This is a genomic window from Sutcliffiella rhizosphaerae (assembly GCF_917563925.1).
GTDB lineage: Bacteria > Bacillota > Bacilli > Bacillales > Bacillaceae_I > Sutcliffiella_A > Sutcliffiella_A rhizosphaerae.
In genome coordinates this window covers 29,545-46,655 of record NZ_CAKJTJ010000007.1, presented here as the reverse complement: position 1 = coordinate 46,655, position 17,111 = coordinate 29,545, and the positions used below count along the sequence as shown (strand labels likewise).

The window sequence follows — 17,111 nt, the reverse complement described above, 5'->3', positions numbered from 1 at the left end:
AGGGAAAATCATGAAAAAAAGCAAGATACAATCAACAATCAGCATAATCCTTTTGCTATTCTTAGTCCTTGTTTTGACAGCCTGTCAAAACAAGGACAGTGAAAGTGTTGAGGTCTTTGTTTACACCAACCTCCCTCAGGATTCAATCATAAAGGGTGAAAATCCATTTATAGATAACATACCTGAAGGAACAAAGGTATCTGTAAAACTTTTCCCAGGCATGTTGGAAAGAGTCATGATAGACATTGTCGCTCACTCAGGAGATATCTTAATTGTAGAAAAAGAGATGCTGTCTGCGATACTCGATCCTGTCGGTTTACACCCACTTGATGACATGGTGGAAGATATTGATAGTGCGTTAAAAGCGGAAGATGACAATAAAGTTGTGCGAGTGTATGCAGTTCCGGTATCAACAAGTTTGTTGGATAAAATACCTGATTCTGCGGAACTAGTAGCTGTACTTCCTATATATAGCAAAAAAAGTGAAGAAGCGCTAAGTTTATTGAAATCATTAGTGGGAAAAGATGGGGTAGTCCAATGAAAAAAGTAGCGATTTGCGGATTAAGTAATCGAGCGTTAAATATGTTTATTGAACCAATAGTACATCTGTTTTCTGGAAAATACACCATTGTTGGTTTACTCGATGTAGATCCTTTGAGAGATGAAATTTGTAAAAGGAAGTTTCCAATCCTTCAGGATGTCCCGTTCTTCCATCAAGATCAGTTTAAGCAAATGATTTCTGAGACTGGTGCAGAAACAATTATAGTTGCAGGCAGAGATGACACTCATTTTTCTTACATTATTGAAGGGCTTCGCTCTAATCTTGATGTAATAACGGAAAAACCAATGGTGACAAATGTTGAAGACGCTTTAAAAGTGTTGGAGGAAGAATCCAAAAGTGAAGGAACTGTTTATGTCACCTTTAATTATCGCTACAGTCCGATTCATCGAAAAATTAAAGAAATGATTATGGAGGGCAAACTTGGTAGAATCACATCTATTGAATTAAATTGGATGCTGGATACGTATCATGGTGCAAGTTATTTCAAACGCTGGAATCGAAGTCGTCAGTATTCAGGTGGGTTGTCCATTCACAAATCCAGTCATCACTTTGATTTGGTGAATTGGTGGATTGATCAAAACCCAGTTGAAGTTTTTTCCTTTGGTAATCTACATTATTATGGTTCAAATGGAGAACTGAATCCATCAAAAGTAGATGGTAGACATTGTGAAACCTGTAGCGAACAAGGAGATTGTCACTACTATATGAGGTGGAACACTAGGAGTAATCAAGCCGAAGTGAAGGATGACCATCTTTCAAATAAAGATAGTATCCAAAACAGCTACAGCGACTATCGTCCAGATGCCTGTATTTTTGATTCGGAAATAGATATTGAAGATACCTATGTGGCAACTGTCAAATACGATAAAGGAAGTTTACTTAGTTATTCAGTAAATTTTTCTTCTCCATATGAAGGGTACAAATTAGCTATTAACGGTACAAAAGGAAGGTTGGAGACAACGGAGTTCCATGAACCTAGCAGAATTCCATTTCCTATTCCAGAACAACAAACAATTGATTATTTTCCATTGTTCGGATCAAAAGAAACAATCTATGTTGTCCACACAGAAGGTGGTCATGGAGGTGGAGACCCATTACTGCTTGAAGATTTATTTCTTGGTCCCAATCCAGCAAGGCAATATGACATTTTGGCTGGCGCAAGAGCAGGCTATTACTCTATAGCTGTTGGTGAAGGAGTCTGGCGCTCGAGCATGGAAAATCGTCCAATCTACATAAAAGAGATAAAGAATAAAAGGAGCTGAGTGGAATGGAAATGGGTGGACTATGGGGAGGCTTTTACAACATTAGCCAAGTAATAATGAGACTTGCCTATCTTAATATACTCTGGATTCTTTTCACTTTGCTTGGTGGAATACTGTTTGGAATAATGCCTGCTACTACCGCTCTATTTGCAGTGATTAGAAAATACAGGCAAGGGTTTAGTGACCTTCCAGTGTTTAAAACTTTTTGGGGTTATTATAAAAAGGAATTTTTAAAAAGCAATGTGCTCGGTATGCTTCTTTTTATACTAGGTTATCTCCTCTACCTAAATTTAACCCTACTTCAAGGTGAAGCCTGGCTATCTATCGGTTTACGTTATGTAATGCTCTTCTTCTGTGTCCTATTTTTTATCGTAATATTAATGATTTTTCAAGTGTATGTTCAATATAATTTAAAGCTTTTCCAATATGTAAAAACAGCTTTACTAATTGGATTATCTTATCCACATTTTATACTATTGATGGTAGCTGGAATTTTTCTATTACAATATCTATTCTTCTTTATCCCAGGTATTATTCCATTCTTTGGTGCTAGTTTACTTGCATACATGATGAGTGGAGTAACAGAGATAATCTACTTAAAAATGAATGCAAAAGAAAAGAAGAAAGAAACCGTTCCAGTATAAAAAGGAGGATTTCTTATGAGTGGTTTACAGAACTTGTTTTCATTAAAAGGAAAAACAGCATTGGTAACTGGTGCACGCACAGGAATTGGCCAAGCGATAGCTTTAGGTCTTGCCACGGCAGGTGCGAAAGTATTGTTGGTTGGCCACCAAGACAATATGCAGGAAACAGAAAGTAAGATTGAGGAGCTAGGTGGAGAGTACAGGACATATTTAATAGATCTATCAAAGGTAAACGAGATCAAATCTAATTGTCAAAAAATATTAGCAGAAAACGAGATAGACATTTTAGTAAATAATGCAGGAATTATTAGAAGAGAACCTGCGGCAACACATAGCCTAGAAGATTGGCAGGCAGTGGTAGATACAAATCTACATTCAGTATTTCTATTATGCCAAGAATTTGGCAAGCCAATGTTAGAAAGAAAAAGAGGAAAGATCATCAATATCGCTTCCTTGTTATCCTTCCAAGGTGGGATTACGGTACCAGGATATACTTCCAGTAAGCATGCTGTTGCTGGATTGACAAAGGCATTAGCAAATGAATGGGCAAATGCCGGAGTACAGGTAAATGCAATTGCGCCAGGGTATATCGCAACCAATAATACAGAGGCACTTAGAAATAATGAAGAAAGAAATACTTCTATTCTACAAAGAATTCCTGCAGGTCGATGGGGAAGTCCAGAAGACCTTGTTGGAGCGGCCATTTTCCTAGCATCTGACGCATCAGATTATGTAAACGGCCACATTCTAACAGTCGATGGAGGATGGATGGCAAGGTAGAAAAATAACTAGTAAACAATTTTAAAATAGAGGAGAGATACTAATGGAAGTACGTTATGCAGCAAGCCCACAAGATGCAAAAACTTATACAACAGAACGTTTAAGAAGCGAGTATTTGATAGAGTCTTTATTTATCCCGGGTGAAATCAATATGGTGTATTCTCACTATGATCGTGTCGTAACAGGAGGAGCAATTCCTACCGAAGGGTCTAGTCTAAAATTAGAGGGTAGTGAAACGCTTCAAACGGATTACTTTTTGCAAAGAAGAGAAGTTGGAATCATTAATATTGGTGCAAAAGGGAAAGTAACAGTCGATGGAGAGGAATACGAGTTAAATAAGCAAGATTGCTTATATGTTGGTTTAGGAAAAGAGGAAGTGACTTTTCATAGTTTAAATGCATCAAGCCCTGCAAAATTCTATTTTGTTTCCGCCCTTGCTCATAAAGAATATCCAACACGGGTTCTGCCAATTGCAGAAGCGGAGCCTGTAAGACTTGGTTCTGACAGTGAATCTAATAAACGAACCATCTATAAATATATTCATGAAGAAGGGTTGCAAAGTTGCCAGTTAATGATGGGGATGACTCTGCTTGAACCAAACAACATGTGGAATACGATGCCTGCTCATATTCATGACCGCAGAATGGAAGTGTACTTGTATTTTGACATGGATGAGGAATCACGAGTGTTCCACCTTATGGGCGAGCCAAATGAAACTCGCCACCTTGTAGTGAAAAATGAACAAGCGGTGATTTCTCCACCTTGGTCCATCCATTCAGGAATGGGAACGAATAATTACACATTCATTTGGGCGATGGCTGGGGAAAACTATACGTTTAAAGACATGGAATTTGTCAAAATGGAAGATTTGAAATAAAAGTATGCTATTTGGAGATCGAGATCTATTTTCTCGATCTCTACTACTATCGCAACCTACTAGAAAGGTGGAATAAATAATGGACGTGGTGACAATAGGCGAATCCATGGTACTTTTCACGCCGGAATCCTCTCCTTTGATGAAATATGCCCATACGTTCTCCAAGAAATTCGGTGGTGCAGAGTCAAATGTTGCAATTGGGTTGGCAAGACTTGGTCACCAATCAGGCTGGATCAGTAAGGTGGGAAATGATGAATTCGGAAAAGGAATGGTCAGTTTTATTAGAGGAGAAGGTGTTGATGTAAGTCAGGTTACTTACAGTACAACCGCTTCTACAGGTCTTTATTTTAAGGAAGTAAGAAGATCAAATGATGTCAGAGTCGAATACTATCGAAAAGGGTCTGCAGCAAGTACGCTCCAACCTTCCGATCTAGATACCTCATATATTAAAAACGCGAGTTATTTACATCTTACCGGTATTACTCCTGCACTGAGCGAATCATGTTATGAAACGATAAAATCTGCTATTTCTATCGCGAAACAGAATGGTGTAACCGTAGTGTTTGATCCGAACTTAAGGAAAAAACTTTGGTCTGAAAAGAAAGCAAGAGAGGTTCTTTTAGAGATTGCTGCGCAATCAGATATCGTGTTACCGGGAGTAGATGAAGGATTCTTCTTGTTCGGAGTAGATAATCCTGAATCTCTCGGGCAGTTATTTCTCGATAACGGCAGTTCACTCGTCGTTTTAAAGGTTGGAGCCAAAGGAGCGTATTACTTTACAAAAGAAGAATCCATGCTAGTTCCTGGCTTTCCAGTAAAAGATGTGGTTGATCCAGTTGGCGCAGGGGATGGATTTGCAGCTGGAGTATTATCTGGGCTTTTGGATGGTTTAACCCTAGAACAGACTGTGTTAAGAGGAAATGCTGTTGGTGCAATGGCAACAATGGTTTCTGGTGACTTTGAAGGATTACCGGATCGTTTAGAAATTGAAAGATTTACAAAACAATTAGATATGGAAGACGTTCATCGCTAGGAAAAGGAGAGGAACAGATGAGACCATCATTTATAGTCGTTCATAAAGATGATAATGTGCTTGTAACATTAAAGGAATTTCAAGAAGGAGAAAGAATAGAGGTAAATGGCCGTGTCATAAATATAAAGCTCACGATACCAGCTGGACATAAAATCGCCTTAAAGGATATTCAACCAGGTGAAAACATTATTAAATATGGGTATCCAATAGGACATGCAAGTGATTCTATTCATGAGGGGGAGTGGGTTCATACCCATAACACGAAAACAAATCTTTCTGGAACCCTTGAGTATGAATATGCTCCTGCAAAAGCAAAACTTCAACATGCATATAAGGAAGAGAGAATGTTTCAAGGGTATGTCCGGGAGAACGGTGAGATTGGCATCCGAAATGAGGTTTGGATTATTAACACGGTAGGATGCATTAATAAGACAGCTGAACTGCTCGCAAAGATGGGTAATACGCAGTTGCTAGATGAAAGTATTGATGGTTTTTACCACTATGCACATCTATTTGGTTGCTCCCAGCTCGGAGACGACCTTCATAATACTCAAAAGATCCTTAGTAACCTTGTTCATCACCCCAATGCCGCTGCCGTACTTGTACTGGGATTAGGCTGTGAAAACAACCATCTAGCAGCATTTAAAAAGGTACTAGGAGATGTTGATGAAAACAGAGTCAGATTCCTTGGTGTACAGGATGCAGAGGATGAATTAGAAGAGGGTCTTGAATTATTGACGGAACTAGCTGATTATGCGAAAGCTTTTCAAAGACACCCAGTACCCGTATCCAAATTAAAGGTAGGTTTAAAATGCGGGGGATCTGATGGATTCTCTGGTATTACAGGAAATCCACTTGTTGGGGCTTTTTCAGATAAACTTATTTCCCATGGAGGTACTACAGTACTAACGGAAGTACCAGAAATGTTTGGAGCAGAAACCTTACTCATGGAGCGAGCAAAAGATGAAAAAGTTTTCTCGGAAATAGTGAATTTAGTTAATGATTTTAAAGAATATTTTCTTAAGCATGACCAAGTCGTTTACGAAAATCCTTCCCCTGGTAATAAAGCAGGAGGTATTACAACATTAGAAGAAAAATCTCTTGGATGTGTACAAAAAGGCGGATTTGCTACGATTGAAGACGTTCTTCCGTACGGTGGCAGGGTGACTAATCCTGGATTGAATCTCCTTCAGGGTCCAGGAAATGACCTAGTATCTGTAACAGCTTTATCTGCTTCTGGGGCACATATCGTCCTTTTTACAACGGGAAGGGGGACTCCATTTGGTGGACCGGTCCCAACAGTGAAAATATCGACTAACTCCACTTTGTATCAGAAAAAGAAAAATTGGATTGACTTTAATGCTGGTGAATTAATAGACGGTAAGGGTATGGAAGAGGTAACAGAAGAATTATTTGAATATGTGATTCAGTTAGCTTCAGGAGAAGTGAGAACTCATAACGAAAAGAATGGATTTAAAGAAATTTCTATCTTTAAAGATGGCGTTATTTTATAATACGGAGGTTTTATGACGGGAGCATTCCCCTCGGTGGCTAGCATTTGGAGATATAGGGGATGTATTATGGATTTAAGCAGGTTGGATGGATATCAAGGCATTATCTGGAGATATTGGGCTGTTTTCGGGGATTTTAGCAAGTTATTCGGAGATATCGGGGCAGTATTTGGAGATTTAGACACGTTACCTGAAGATTTCACTTCGTCATTTGCAATCTGTTAGCGATCCAATAAAAATTGTGACCTTTAAAAGTTCTCAGCTAGTTATTTGGATATTTTCACATGGTATTTAGATAGTTTCGTACGTTATTTAGATATTTTCCCACGTTATTTAGATATTTCCAAAGCTTAATTAGATATTTTCACAAAGAGCAGGATAGAAAGAAGGGATTAGTTTGCGACAGTTAGATAAGAAGCTTTTACGAGATGATGTTAATCAAGAAGTCGTCTATGAAACGCAAGATAATCTTCCCGAAAAAATCATCCAGTTCGGTGAAGGGAATTTTTTAAGAGGGTTTGTCGATTGGATGATTCAAGAAATGAACAAGCAAGGCCTTTTTAACGGAAAAGTAGTAGCTATTCAACCTACTCCACACGGCAAAGTGGTACCTAAGCTAAATGCGCAAGATAGCTTATACACATTAACCTTAAGAGGGGTTCTTAATGGTCAAGTAGTAGATAACAGTGAGATTATTTCGTCCATTTCTAGAGGCATTAACCCTTATTCCGATTGGATGGAAGTCTTGAAGGTTGCGGAGTCAACTGATATTGAATTTGTATTTTCCAATACAACAGAAGCTGGGCTTACCTATTTAAAAGAGGACTATACTGGATTGAGTGCACCGCTTTCTTTTCCAGGTAAGCTAGCTGGGTTTCTATATCATCGCTATAAATCTTTAGGGGAGATGGAGGCACCAGGTTTAACCATTATCCCATGTGAGCTGGTAGAGAATAATGGTGATGTTTTAAAAGATCTCGTATTAAAATATGCAAATGATTGGACATACCCTAATTCGTTTATTAATTGGGTAGAGGAAAAGAACCGATTTTGCAATACGCTAGTGGATCGCATTGTAACAGGTTATCCAAGAGGGAATGAAAAAGAGTTTCAACAGATGCTGGGCTATGAGGATGTTCTCATGACAGTTGGAGAGCCTTATCATCTTTTTGCAATTGAAGCTGATAAAACGGTTGCGGCAAAACTTCCATTTACAGCTGCAGGATTGAATGTGAAATGGGGAGACGTGAAACCGCTAAGGGATATGAAAGTGAGACTACTAAACGGTCCACACACAATGATGTTTGCAGCAAGCTATTTATCAGGCGTAGACACTGTATTAGATGCCATGGAAGACCCTGATCTTCGGAAGTTTGTGGAAAAGGGACTTTATGAGGAATTGCTACCGTATGTTTCCATGGATTCAGAGGAAAAAAGTAGCTTTGCTGATTCAGTAATAGAACGCTTTTTAAACCCATACACGAAACACTATTTACCCGATATTGGTATGAATGCAGTGTATAAATTCAAATCAAGGCTGGTACCTTCTTTAAAAGAATATGCAGTACATCAAAACAAACTGCCAGAAGCAATTACGTTTTCCCTTGCAGCCTTGATGGTTTATTATAAATCAACCACAAAAGAAGGGGATTTCCTCGTTGGAAAAAGAAATGATTCTATCTATACCATTCGAGATAACCAAGAAACTATCTCCCTGTTTGAAAATGTTTGGGAAGCATTCAAACAAAATGAGATGACTATACAAGAGCTTGTAACCACTGTTCTAACAGCCGAAGAGCTGTGGGGGATGAATCTAGCAGAAATACCAGACTTAAATGAAACAATATCACTTCACGTCGAAGAGATATTGACATTAGGAATGGAAGAGAGCGTTAGAAAATTGGTCAACGTTAAACAGAAAAGCAAGTAAGTGCCGTGAAAGGAGGAGACCCATGAGTCTTTTAAAAGAAATAAAAGAAGTGGGAGTCGTTGCTGTCATCAGAGGGGCAACAGAAGATAATATCTTGAAAATTGCCAGTTCTTTAAGTGCAGGCGGTGTAAAAGCGTTAGAAATTACGGTCGAGACACCTAAAGTTCTAACCTTAATGGAGAAGGTTGCTTCAGAAATGGGAGATGAAGTAATCGTCGGAGCTGGAACCGTATTGGACCCAGAAACAGCAAGGGCTGCAATAATGGCAGGTTCCAAATTTATTTTTTCTCCTACTGTAAACACAGAAACCATCAAAATGACTAAGAGATATGGAGCGGTCAGCATCCCAGGAGCCATGACACCAACGGAAATTCTCACGGCCTATGAACATGGAGCAGATATGATAAAAGTATTTCCTGCAAACGTAGTAGGAGCAGGATACTTCAAGGATGTACGGGGACCGTTACCTCATATTCCTTTAATGGCCACTGGTGGTATCAGTATCGATAACGTTGCAGAGTATATTTCTGCAGGTGCAGTGGCAGTTGGAGCTGGAAGTACCCTTATCAATACGAAAGTAGAATTTACGGAAGAACATTGCAGACATGTTACGGAGACAGCTGCAAGATTTGTAAGTAGAGTAAAGCAAGCAAGAGGTGGATTGCTTGAAAAGATTTAGTATTTTTTTGGCAGGGGACTCCACCATGTGTGACTACCCTGCTACGGTAGAGCCAAGGGCAGGCTGGGGCCAATTCATACAAGATTTCTTGCCATTAGGTGTAGAGGTTTGTAATGCAGCATCATCTGGTAGAAGTTCAAAAAGCTTTATTGAGGAAGGACGTTTGGAACAAATCACATCCAAATTGAAGCCTGGAGATTTTCTTTTTATTCAATTTGGTCATAATGATCAAAAAGAGGATGAAGAAAGGAAGACGCTGCCCTTCACTACCTTTAAAAGCTACTTGAAGAAGTACATTCAAGCTGCCAGAGCAGCTAATGCAACACCTGTTTTACTTACGCCAGTGCAGAGAAGAAGTTTTAATGAGAATGGAGTTTTCCAAGATACACATGGCGACTATTCACTGGCTATATTAGAGCTTGCTAAAGAAGAGGAAGTCCAGCTAATTGACTTAGGAAACCTCTCGAAAAAGCTATTCGTACAGTTAGGTCCAGATGAATCAAAAAAATTGTTTTTACACCTTTCACCTGATGAGTTTCAAAATTACCCACAAGGAGTAATAGATGATACACACTTCTCCGAAACTGGTGCCAGAAAAATTGCTGACCTTGTGATGAGAGAGTTCGCGAATTTTTAATATGTAATCCCTTCACACTTAATGGATTAAAGACAAACGGTGGAGAGCTGAACTGTTTGTCTTTTTTCTTTTCATACACAAAGCAAAAAGCTTCGAGAAACCAGCAGCCTTTTCTATAAATACGGTAGTTATGATAAAATAGGTTATATCTGTGTTTACGACAAGGAGGTATACAACAATGGATAAACAATTTATCGTCTACTCTGCAAAAGGTTGCAGAGATTGTGAGTTGGTGAAGGAATATTTAAAAGATAATGGAGTATCTTTTGAAGTTAGGGATTTAATGGCAAGTCGAGAATATCAAGAAGAAGTAGAAAAGTTTGGCTTTATGGGTATCCCAGTAACCGCTGTTGGGGACCAGGCAGTAAAAGGATTTAACCCTGGTGAACTGAATCGGCTTATTGGTCTTGTAAAATAACCCTTATCGCATGAAGAGGATGAAAGAAGTGTCGAATTCATATATTTATACATTTGGATACAGTAAAGATGAGTGTTCCCTCAGTCATTTAGAGATGCGCTCTTTTTTTGGTAAAGAGACAGATGATAACATTTTAAAAAGTACAATATCTATTGATCCTAGTCGCAGCCCCTTTATCAGGGAGCGGATAGAGGTAGTTTATGAAGGAGAAACCCTTCAGGAAATTATAAGTCAGGTAGCTCAAATTAACATGCTTGGAAGATCATTCAAAGTGATTTTTTCTAAAATAAACGACAGGGATGAATCCACAGCGATAGCATACAAGGAACGGAGAGAGATTGAACGGGTAATAGGGTGGGAAATTGAAGGAAAGGCAGATGTTCATCAACCAGATCATACGTTTGGAATGGCGACTTTGAACGGACGCTGGTATTTCGGACATTATCAAAAAAATGAAGCTATTTGGCAAAAACATGTGAAAAAACCTAGAGAATATTCCACAGCACTCAGTTCAAAAATCGCTAGAACCATCGTAAATATTGGAATTCCTCATGATACTAAAGGTGTTCGTGCCATCGACCCATGCTGCGGTATTGGTACAGTATTGGTTGAGGCACATTCTATGGGTATCAATATAGAAGGAAGGGACATAAACCCATTGGTTGCTGTTGGAGCAAGAGAAAACATGGAGTATTTTGGTTTCCAAGGCAGGGTAACCCTTGGAGCAATTGCAGATGTAACAGAAAAATACGATGTAGCAATTATTGACCTTCCATACAATCTATATACACATATTACGAGAGATGAGCAGGATGACATAATCAAGCAAACCCGCAGGATTTCCCAAAAAGCAATCATCATCACCATTGAAGATATGGATGACTTGGTAAAAGGGGCAGGCTTTCAGATTGTGGATCGTGGAGTCACGCTAAAAGGTAACTTTAAGCGAGAAATCCTTGTTTGTCAGTAGATCAAAATCCGATTCTATCCCATTCAAACAATGAACCAGGATCGCTTTTCCTGACACGGGCATACTCATCATGACCGATGATATGCTCTCGGTCATGTTTGATTCCCGGATTCCTTCTAAGAATATCCTCTAATAAAATGTTCAACGCTTCATATTGGGCATCGGTATATCCGATATCAACTGGCTGAATAAGGTCATATATGTCATCGGGAATGTTTAGGCCCATTTCCTCTTTTGTTCCAATTGCCAATAATTCTATTCCAATGGAATGATCATTAAGTCCGTAAACATAATCCTGAAAATTTAGTAGGTACCCTTTTCCGGCATGATAGGCTGCACGTTCTTCTGGCACGAGATAGTAAATTTCCCCATCTCTATCAATCATGTAATGTGCGGAAACTTCATACTCCTCAAAAAGCGCATATACTTCTTCCAACTTATAAGGATCTTCAGGCGAGTGAAGGGCGTTATTAGTGAAATGAAGCATAATATGTGTAATCGATCCTCCCCGAACCCGGGAGTTTTTTTTCGGTAAGAACCATGCTGTCATTTCAATTTGAGAGCCTTCAAGATGCTCGACTGCATTGTTATCTTCTACAATTGGCAATGTTTCTTTTTCTACTTCGGTAACTTCAACCGCTTTAAATGAACAGCCAGAAAGTAATAGAATGGCAATTATGATGGGCTTAAAATATGTATACATGCTGTCTCCTCATTTTCGATTTCTTCATCCTTCATAATTCTTTTTTCAAACAGCATTTTCCTTTAAAAAAGAATAAAAATTGATAGTTTTCAAATATAGAGATCCGGGAATCTAGAAATAAAAATATAAATTGATAGGAGCGTGATTTTTTTGCCGTACAATTCTTTGAAAGATTTACCTGATGGAGTAAAGGACAACCTTCCTAAGCATGCTCAAGAAATCTATAAAGAAGCGTTTAACTCAGCATCCAAACAATATGATAAAGAAGAAACAGCTCATAAAGTTGCATGGAGCGCAGTTAAAGAAAAGTACAAGAAAAATGAAAATGATAATTGGGTAGAAAAGTAGAACTGGAGAAATCCAGTTCTTCAGACTGTTGACAAACCCAAATTATTTTTAAATTTGCATTTGACTGTTGATTTTCGTTTCAGACGCTTCGCTTTCCGCGGGCGGTCCGGGAACCTCCTCGGGCTGCGCCCTGTGGGGTTTCCCATGTCCCTTCCTCCCGCAGGACAAGGAAGGCTTCGGCAGCCATTCATCGCACGAAGAAAATGTATCAACATTTTCGAGGTGTCTGCGCGTCTTCCACTACGATCAACAAGAGAATTGCATGGATTTAAATAAAAATGTACCTTTGTCTATACACTGTAGAACTGGAGAAATCCAGTTCTTTTTTAATAGATTTATTGATTGATTTATATGGACAACTGTAATAGGGATTACTGAACCACCAAGTAGAAACCAACATGGATACCTTTGTAGCTCTTACATGAAAATAAGAAGAAAAATCAATTTAGTTATAATTGGTTGAAAATTCAAAATAGTAAAAATGTCACAGTTAGATTTGATTAAATACTACCTTATCAGGACTTATGTGGTATAGACATCTATACGTTTAAACTCATAAACTAGACTTATAGTTTGAAAGCCTTTTCATAGAAAAGCGGAAGCGCCTCGTTCAGCCCCGACAAGCATAAGACGAGGCGTCGAGAAGGTTGCCCTTTACCTTCTTGACGAATCGGCTTATGACCTCGAGGGGCTAGGCGCTGAAGCTAGACAAAAAGAAAAGCGGAAGCGCCTCGTTCAGCCCCGACAAGCATAAGACGAGGCGGTGAGAAGGTTGCCCTTTACCTTCTTGACGAATTGGCTTATGACCTCGAGGGGCTAGGCGCTGAAGTTAGGACGCCTATTCAACGAGACACGAGCACATCATTAAACAGTCATACTATTCTATTAGCAAAAATAAAGGAGGAAATATGAAAAAGAAAACAGTTTCCATTACGTTGGCAGCCTTATTAGGTACCACCATTATTCATGCTCCTATTTTCGCTCAAGAAGGAGCTAAACCTTCTAATTCATCAATGGCTTCTAATAACCCCAGTGCAAACGTTCATCCTGTTTTCACTTGGAACAACCCAGCTCCATCCTCCCCAGTCTTACATCCTGGCTCAGCAAGAGGTGCAGGGATGGTTCAAGAAACGCTTGATAGAATTGATCCATTGATGGAAGGAATGATTGCCGATAGGGTAATGCCTGGTGCTGTTGCTTTCGTTGCAAGAAGCGGTCATATCGTCAAGCATGATGCATACGGATTTGCATATCGATACACAGATGACCAGTTTACAGAAACAGACACTCCAGTAGAGATGAAAAAAGACACCATATTTGATCTCGCATCCATTAGTAAAATATTTACCACAACCGCAGCGATGATTCTCTATGAACAAGGTAAATTTGAGTTAGACGACCCAGTAGCACACCATCTGCCTGAGTTTGCAGCTAACGGTAAAGAGGGGGTAACGATAGAACAGCTAATGACACATACTTCGGGTTTTACTTCATGGATCCCCCTTTATACACAAGATAGCAATAGAGAAGAGAGAATACAGATAGTACTCCAATATCCTCTCGCTAATCAACCAGGTACCACTTATACATACAGCGATCTAAACATGATTACACTTGGTACCCTTATTGAAAGATTATCGGGAAAACGACTCGATGAGTTTATTAAGGAACATCTAACAAAGCCATTAGGAATGAAAGATACGATGTATAATCCTCCTTCCGCTTTAAAACATCGTATTGCAGCTACTGAATACCAGCCTGCAATTGGGAGAGGACTAGTATGGGGAGAAGTCCATGACGAAAATGCCTGGTCGTTGGACGGAATTGCCGGACATGCAGGAGTATTCTCAACTGCAGAAGACCTTGCCAAACTTGCCCATATGTTCATAAAAGATGGCCGATATGGTGGAAAACAGATACTTAATCAAGAAACAGTTAAGGAATTAACTGAAAACAAAATTCCACAATTTCCTGGGAATGATCACGGACTTGGATGGGAGCTGAATCAAGGCTGGTTTATGGATGCCTTATCAAATGAAAGTTCACTTGGGCATACTGGATATACAGGTACTTCCATTGTCGTTAATCAAGAAAATGATACAGTAGCTATTTTGTTAACGAACAGAGTGCATCCTTCCAGAACAACTGTTACAACCAATGTGGTAAGAAGGCCATTTGCCAGATTAGTAGCAGATTCTATCCCAGTAAAAATTAATAAGAAAGAGCAAGCCTGGTTCTCTGGTTATGGTGATCATTTAGAGAGAGCACTTACGGCAGAAATAAATCTTCGCCAACATGCAACCCTAACATTTGATACATGGCATCATATTGAAAATCAGTCTGATTTCGGCTTAGTTCAACTGTCAACCGATGGCATTAATTGGACCAATGCCCTTAATGTAACCGGCTCCGAAGAAGAGTGGAAAGAGAAAGGCATACAGGTACCAACAGATACTAAATTTATTCGTTTCTTGTATAAGACAGACGCCTCGGTTAACGGCCGTGGCTGGTATGTGAATAATATAAAACTTGTTTCCAATACTGGAAAAGAATTAAATGTTGATTTTCAAAGTGAAGATTGGGTGTTGAGAAATTATTAGTAGAAAAGGGGAGAAGAGAAAAAATGAACAGACTAATGAAAGCTTTTTGTTTATCCGTTCTCATCCTGACCGTTATCATTTCAGGAATACCAATGAAAACTGCTCAAGCTAATAATGGTGTAAAGGATTTAGTTCTTTATCAAAACCTTCCACAAGTTGATGTGACAGATATTGGGATGAATTTTCAATTAAAAGCTCTGCGTGTTTACAAGGAAGGCCATTTCACATTAACAAAAGAAAACCTTAAATGGACTTCATCCAATAAGAATGTTGCGAAGGTGGACAAGGATGGAAATGTTGAACTAACCGGACAAAATGGAAGAAGTTTTATCACTGTGACAGATGGAACATTCAAGGATAGAATCGCCGTTGATTATAAGAAAGAAAAAGGAAAAAAACCTTCTTCTGTTCCTTCCATTGTAAAAGAAAAAGGTAAGCGCTATGAATTAATCAGTCATGCTATTCAAAATATGACATTAGAAGAAAAGATTGGGCAAATGCTAATGCCAGACTTCCGAAACTGGAATGGTCAAAATGTAACGGAAATGTTACCGGAAATTGAAAGGCTTGTGAAAGATTATCATTTAGGTGGAGTTATTCTTTTCCGTGAGAATGTAGTAACGACGGAACAGACGACCAGACTAGTGGCAGATTATCAAGAAGCTGCTGAAAAATATGGTCTGCTTATGACCATTGATCAAGAGGGTGGGATTGTTACTCGACTACAATCAGGGACAGATATGCCGGGAAATATGGCTTTAGGTGCAACAAGATCACCAGAAATAGCCCATAATGTTGGAAAAGCGATTGGAGAAGAACTACATTCATTAGGGATTAATATGAATTTTGCTCCTGTAATGGATGTGAATAATAATCCAGATAACCCCGTTATTGGGGTACGCTCGTTTGGGGAAAATCCAGAATTAGTAGCACAAATGGGAGTGGCGTACACAGAAGGATTACAATCTACTGGAGTGGCAGCAACAGCCAAACATTTCCCAGGTCATGGTGATACAGCAGTAGACTCGCATCTTGGATTACCAGAAGTTCCTCATGAGAAGGATCGTTTGTTAGAAGTGGAGCTATATCCTTTCCAGAAAGGAATGGAGGCAGGTATTGATGCTATTATGACTGCTCATGTAACATTTCCAAAAATAGATGATACTAAAGCAATTTCACGTAAAACTGGTGAAGAGATTGCGATTCCAGCAACACTTTCTTATAAAGTACTTACTGAATTGATTCGTGATGAGATGGGCTATGATGGAATTATTACAACGGATGCCATGAACATGGCCGCAATTGCAGACCATTTCGGACCTGTAGATGCTGCGATACGTGCTGTTCAAGCAGGAACTGATATTGTATTAATGCCTGTCGGGCTAAGTGAGGTGAGACAAGGCTTGCTAGAAGCTGTAAATAATAATGAACTGGCAATCGAGCGGATTGAAGCTTCTGTGGAAAGAATCCTTACGTTAAAAATAAAACGTGGTGTTATTAAAGAAGAAACTCCAGTACCAATTGAAGAAAAAGTAGCAAACGCACTAAATGTTGTTGGCTCTGATGAGCATAAGCAAATTGAAAAAGAAGCAGCTGAACGCTCTATTACACTGGTGAAAAACGAATCTGTTCTTCCTTTAACTTCTGAAAGGAAAGAAAATGTAGTCGTAGTAGGTAGAACCAACCTTCAAGATCTAGCTAATGCTGTTCAAGCCATTCATCCGAACGCGAATATTATAGAGGCGCCGGCAGATTTCCGCCTCACAAGTACGCAATTGGAACAAATAAGAGGTGCCTCTGCTGTTATTGTGGGTACAAGCACAGCTAATGTTGCCGGCAGATCTCCTGAAAATGCACAGATGCGAATGGTCCAGACAATCGTTGCTGAAACAGAAGCACCGGTTATCGCAGTTGGTATCCGTAATCCATATGACATCATGGCTTATAACGAAGTGGATGCATACATTGCTCAATATGGATTCAGACCAGCGAGTTTCTTAGCTACAGCAGCGACCATTTTTGGAGAAAATAATCCAAGTGGAAAATTACCAGTTACGATTCCTGGTTTTGATGGAGGAACACTTTACGAATATGGTCATGGATTAGCATATTAAAGGGTTAGTCGTAAAATGTTGCATTTTAAGAGACTAACCATAA

At 39.2% G+C, this 17,111-nt stretch carries 17 protein-coding genes; 16 read left to right on the top strand and 1 reads right to left on the bottom strand.

Going from position 1 to position 17,111, the window contains the following annotated elements:
* Positions 1–10: 10 nt before the first annotated feature.
* The 13 genes from LRP81_RS08560 to LRP81_RS08500 all read left to right on the top strand — a co-directional run bounded on the left by LRP81_RS08560 (position 11) and on the right by LRP81_RS08500 (position 11,303).
* Entirely contained in the window at positions 11–541 is a 531-nt protein-coding gene (locus LRP81_RS08560; protein WP_230500854.1) for a hypothetical protein, read from the top strand.
* Positions 538–1,824 (top strand): Gfo/Idh/MocA family protein, encoded by a 1,287-nt coding sequence (locus LRP81_RS08555; RefSeq protein WP_230500853.1) that lies wholly within the window; start codon positions 538–540, stop codon positions 1,822–1,824. The genes LRP81_RS08560 and LRP81_RS08555 overlap by 4 nt, the downstream gene beginning before the upstream one ends.
* Before the next feature lie 5 nt (positions 1,825–1,829).
* Positions 1,830–2,468, top strand: coding sequence for a YesL family protein (locus LRP81_RS08550; RefSeq protein ID WP_230500852.1), 639 nt, complete (start codon positions 1,830–1,832; stop codon positions 2,466–2,468).
* A 15-nt stretch (positions 2,469–2,483) separates the two neighbouring features.
* The gene (gene kduD / locus LRP81_RS08545) at positions 2,484–3,248 is read left to right on the top strand and encodes a 2-dehydro-3-deoxy-D-gluconate 5-dehydrogenase KduD (RefSeq protein WP_230500851.1); all 765 of its coding nucleotides are present in this window, start codon (positions 2,484–2,486) and stop codon (positions 3,246–3,248) included.
* Between the two features lie 43 nt (positions 3,249–3,291).
* Entirely contained in the window at positions 3,292–4,125 is an 834-nt protein-coding gene (gene kduI, locus LRP81_RS08540) for a 5-dehydro-4-deoxy-D-glucuronate isomerase (protein ID WP_230500850.1), read from the top strand.
* A 79-nt stretch (positions 4,126–4,204) separates the two neighbouring features.
* Positions 4,205–5,158, top strand: coding sequence for a sugar kinase (locus LRP81_RS08535; protein ID WP_230500849.1), 954 nt, complete (start codon positions 4,205–4,207; stop codon positions 5,156–5,158).
* Positions 5,159–5,175: 17 nt separating this feature from the next.
* On the top strand, positions 5,176–6,672 hold the full coding sequence (locus LRP81_RS08530) for a UxaA family hydrolase (RefSeq protein WP_230500848.1): 1,497 nt from the start codon (positions 5,176–5,178) through the stop codon (positions 6,670–6,672).
* 66 nt (positions 6,673–6,738) lie between these two features.
* A complete protein-coding gene (locus LRP81_RS08525; RefSeq protein WP_230500847.1) occupies positions 6,739–6,894 on the top strand; it encodes a hypothetical protein in 156 nt (51 codons plus the stop codon).
* A gap of 172 nt (positions 6,895–7,066) precedes the next feature.
* Positions 7,067–8,599, top strand: coding sequence for a tagaturonate reductase (locus LRP81_RS08520; protein WP_230500846.1), 1,533 nt, complete (start codon positions 7,067–7,069; stop codon positions 8,597–8,599).
* A gap of 22 nt (positions 8,600–8,621) precedes the next feature.
* Positions 8,622–9,278: a bifunctional 4-hydroxy-2-oxoglutarate aldolase/2-dehydro-3-deoxy-phosphogluconate aldolase gene (locus LRP81_RS08515; RefSeq protein WP_230500845.1), complete on the top strand. Its 657-nt coding sequence runs from the start codon at positions 8,622–8,624 to the stop codon at positions 9,276–9,278.
* Positions 9,265–9,915 (top strand): rhamnogalacturonan acetylesterase, encoded by a 651-nt coding sequence (locus LRP81_RS08510; protein ID WP_230500844.1) that lies wholly within the window; start codon positions 9,265–9,267, stop codon positions 9,913–9,915. The genes LRP81_RS08515 and LRP81_RS08510 overlap by 14 nt, the downstream gene beginning before the upstream one ends.
* 178 nt (positions 9,916–10,093) lie before the next feature.
* Positions 10,094–10,333, top strand: coding sequence for a glutaredoxin family protein (locus tag LRP81_RS08505; protein ID WP_230500843.1), 240 nt, complete (start codon positions 10,094–10,096; stop codon positions 10,331–10,333).
* Between the two features lie 19 nt (positions 10,334–10,352).
* Complete coding sequence (locus LRP81_RS08500; protein ID WP_230500842.1) at positions 10,353–11,303, top strand: TRM11 family SAM-dependent methyltransferase; 951 nt, start codon at positions 10,353–10,355, stop codon at positions 11,301–11,303.
* A gap of 1 nt (position 11,304) precedes the next feature.
* On the opposite strand, the gene LRP81_RS08495 is transcribed toward LRP81_RS08500, so the two are convergent.
* Positions 11,305–12,006: an N-acetylmuramoyl-L-alanine amidase gene (locus LRP81_RS08495; RefSeq protein ID WP_230500841.1), complete on the bottom strand. Its 702-nt coding sequence runs from the start codon at positions 12,004–12,006 to the stop codon at positions 11,305–11,307.
* 150 nt (positions 12,007–12,156) lie between these two features.
* Here LRP81_RS08495 and LRP81_RS08490 point away from each other — a divergent pair, with 150 nt between their 5' ends.
* The 3 genes from LRP81_RS08490 to LRP81_RS08480 all read left to right on the top strand — a co-directional run bounded on the left by LRP81_RS08490 (position 12,157) and on the right by LRP81_RS08480 (position 17,068).
* Positions 12,157–12,354 carry a ChaB family protein gene (locus tag LRP81_RS08490; protein ID WP_317987049.1) on the top strand — a complete coding sequence of 66 codons (198 nt, stop codon included), beginning with the start codon at positions 12,157–12,159 and terminating at the stop codon, positions 12,352–12,354.
* Between the two features lie 908 nt (positions 12,355–13,262).
* Positions 13,263–14,954: a serine hydrolase domain-containing protein gene (locus tag LRP81_RS08485; RefSeq protein WP_230500839.1), complete on the top strand. Its 1,692-nt coding sequence runs from the start codon at positions 13,263–13,265 to the stop codon at positions 14,952–14,954.
* 23 nt (positions 14,955–14,977) lie between these two features.
* Positions 14,978–17,068, top strand: a complete 2,091-nt coding sequence (locus tag LRP81_RS08480) for a glycoside hydrolase family 3 protein (RefSeq protein WP_399207344.1) — start codon at positions 14,978–14,980, stop codon at positions 17,066–17,068.
* Positions 17,069–17,111: the final 43 nt, after the last annotated feature.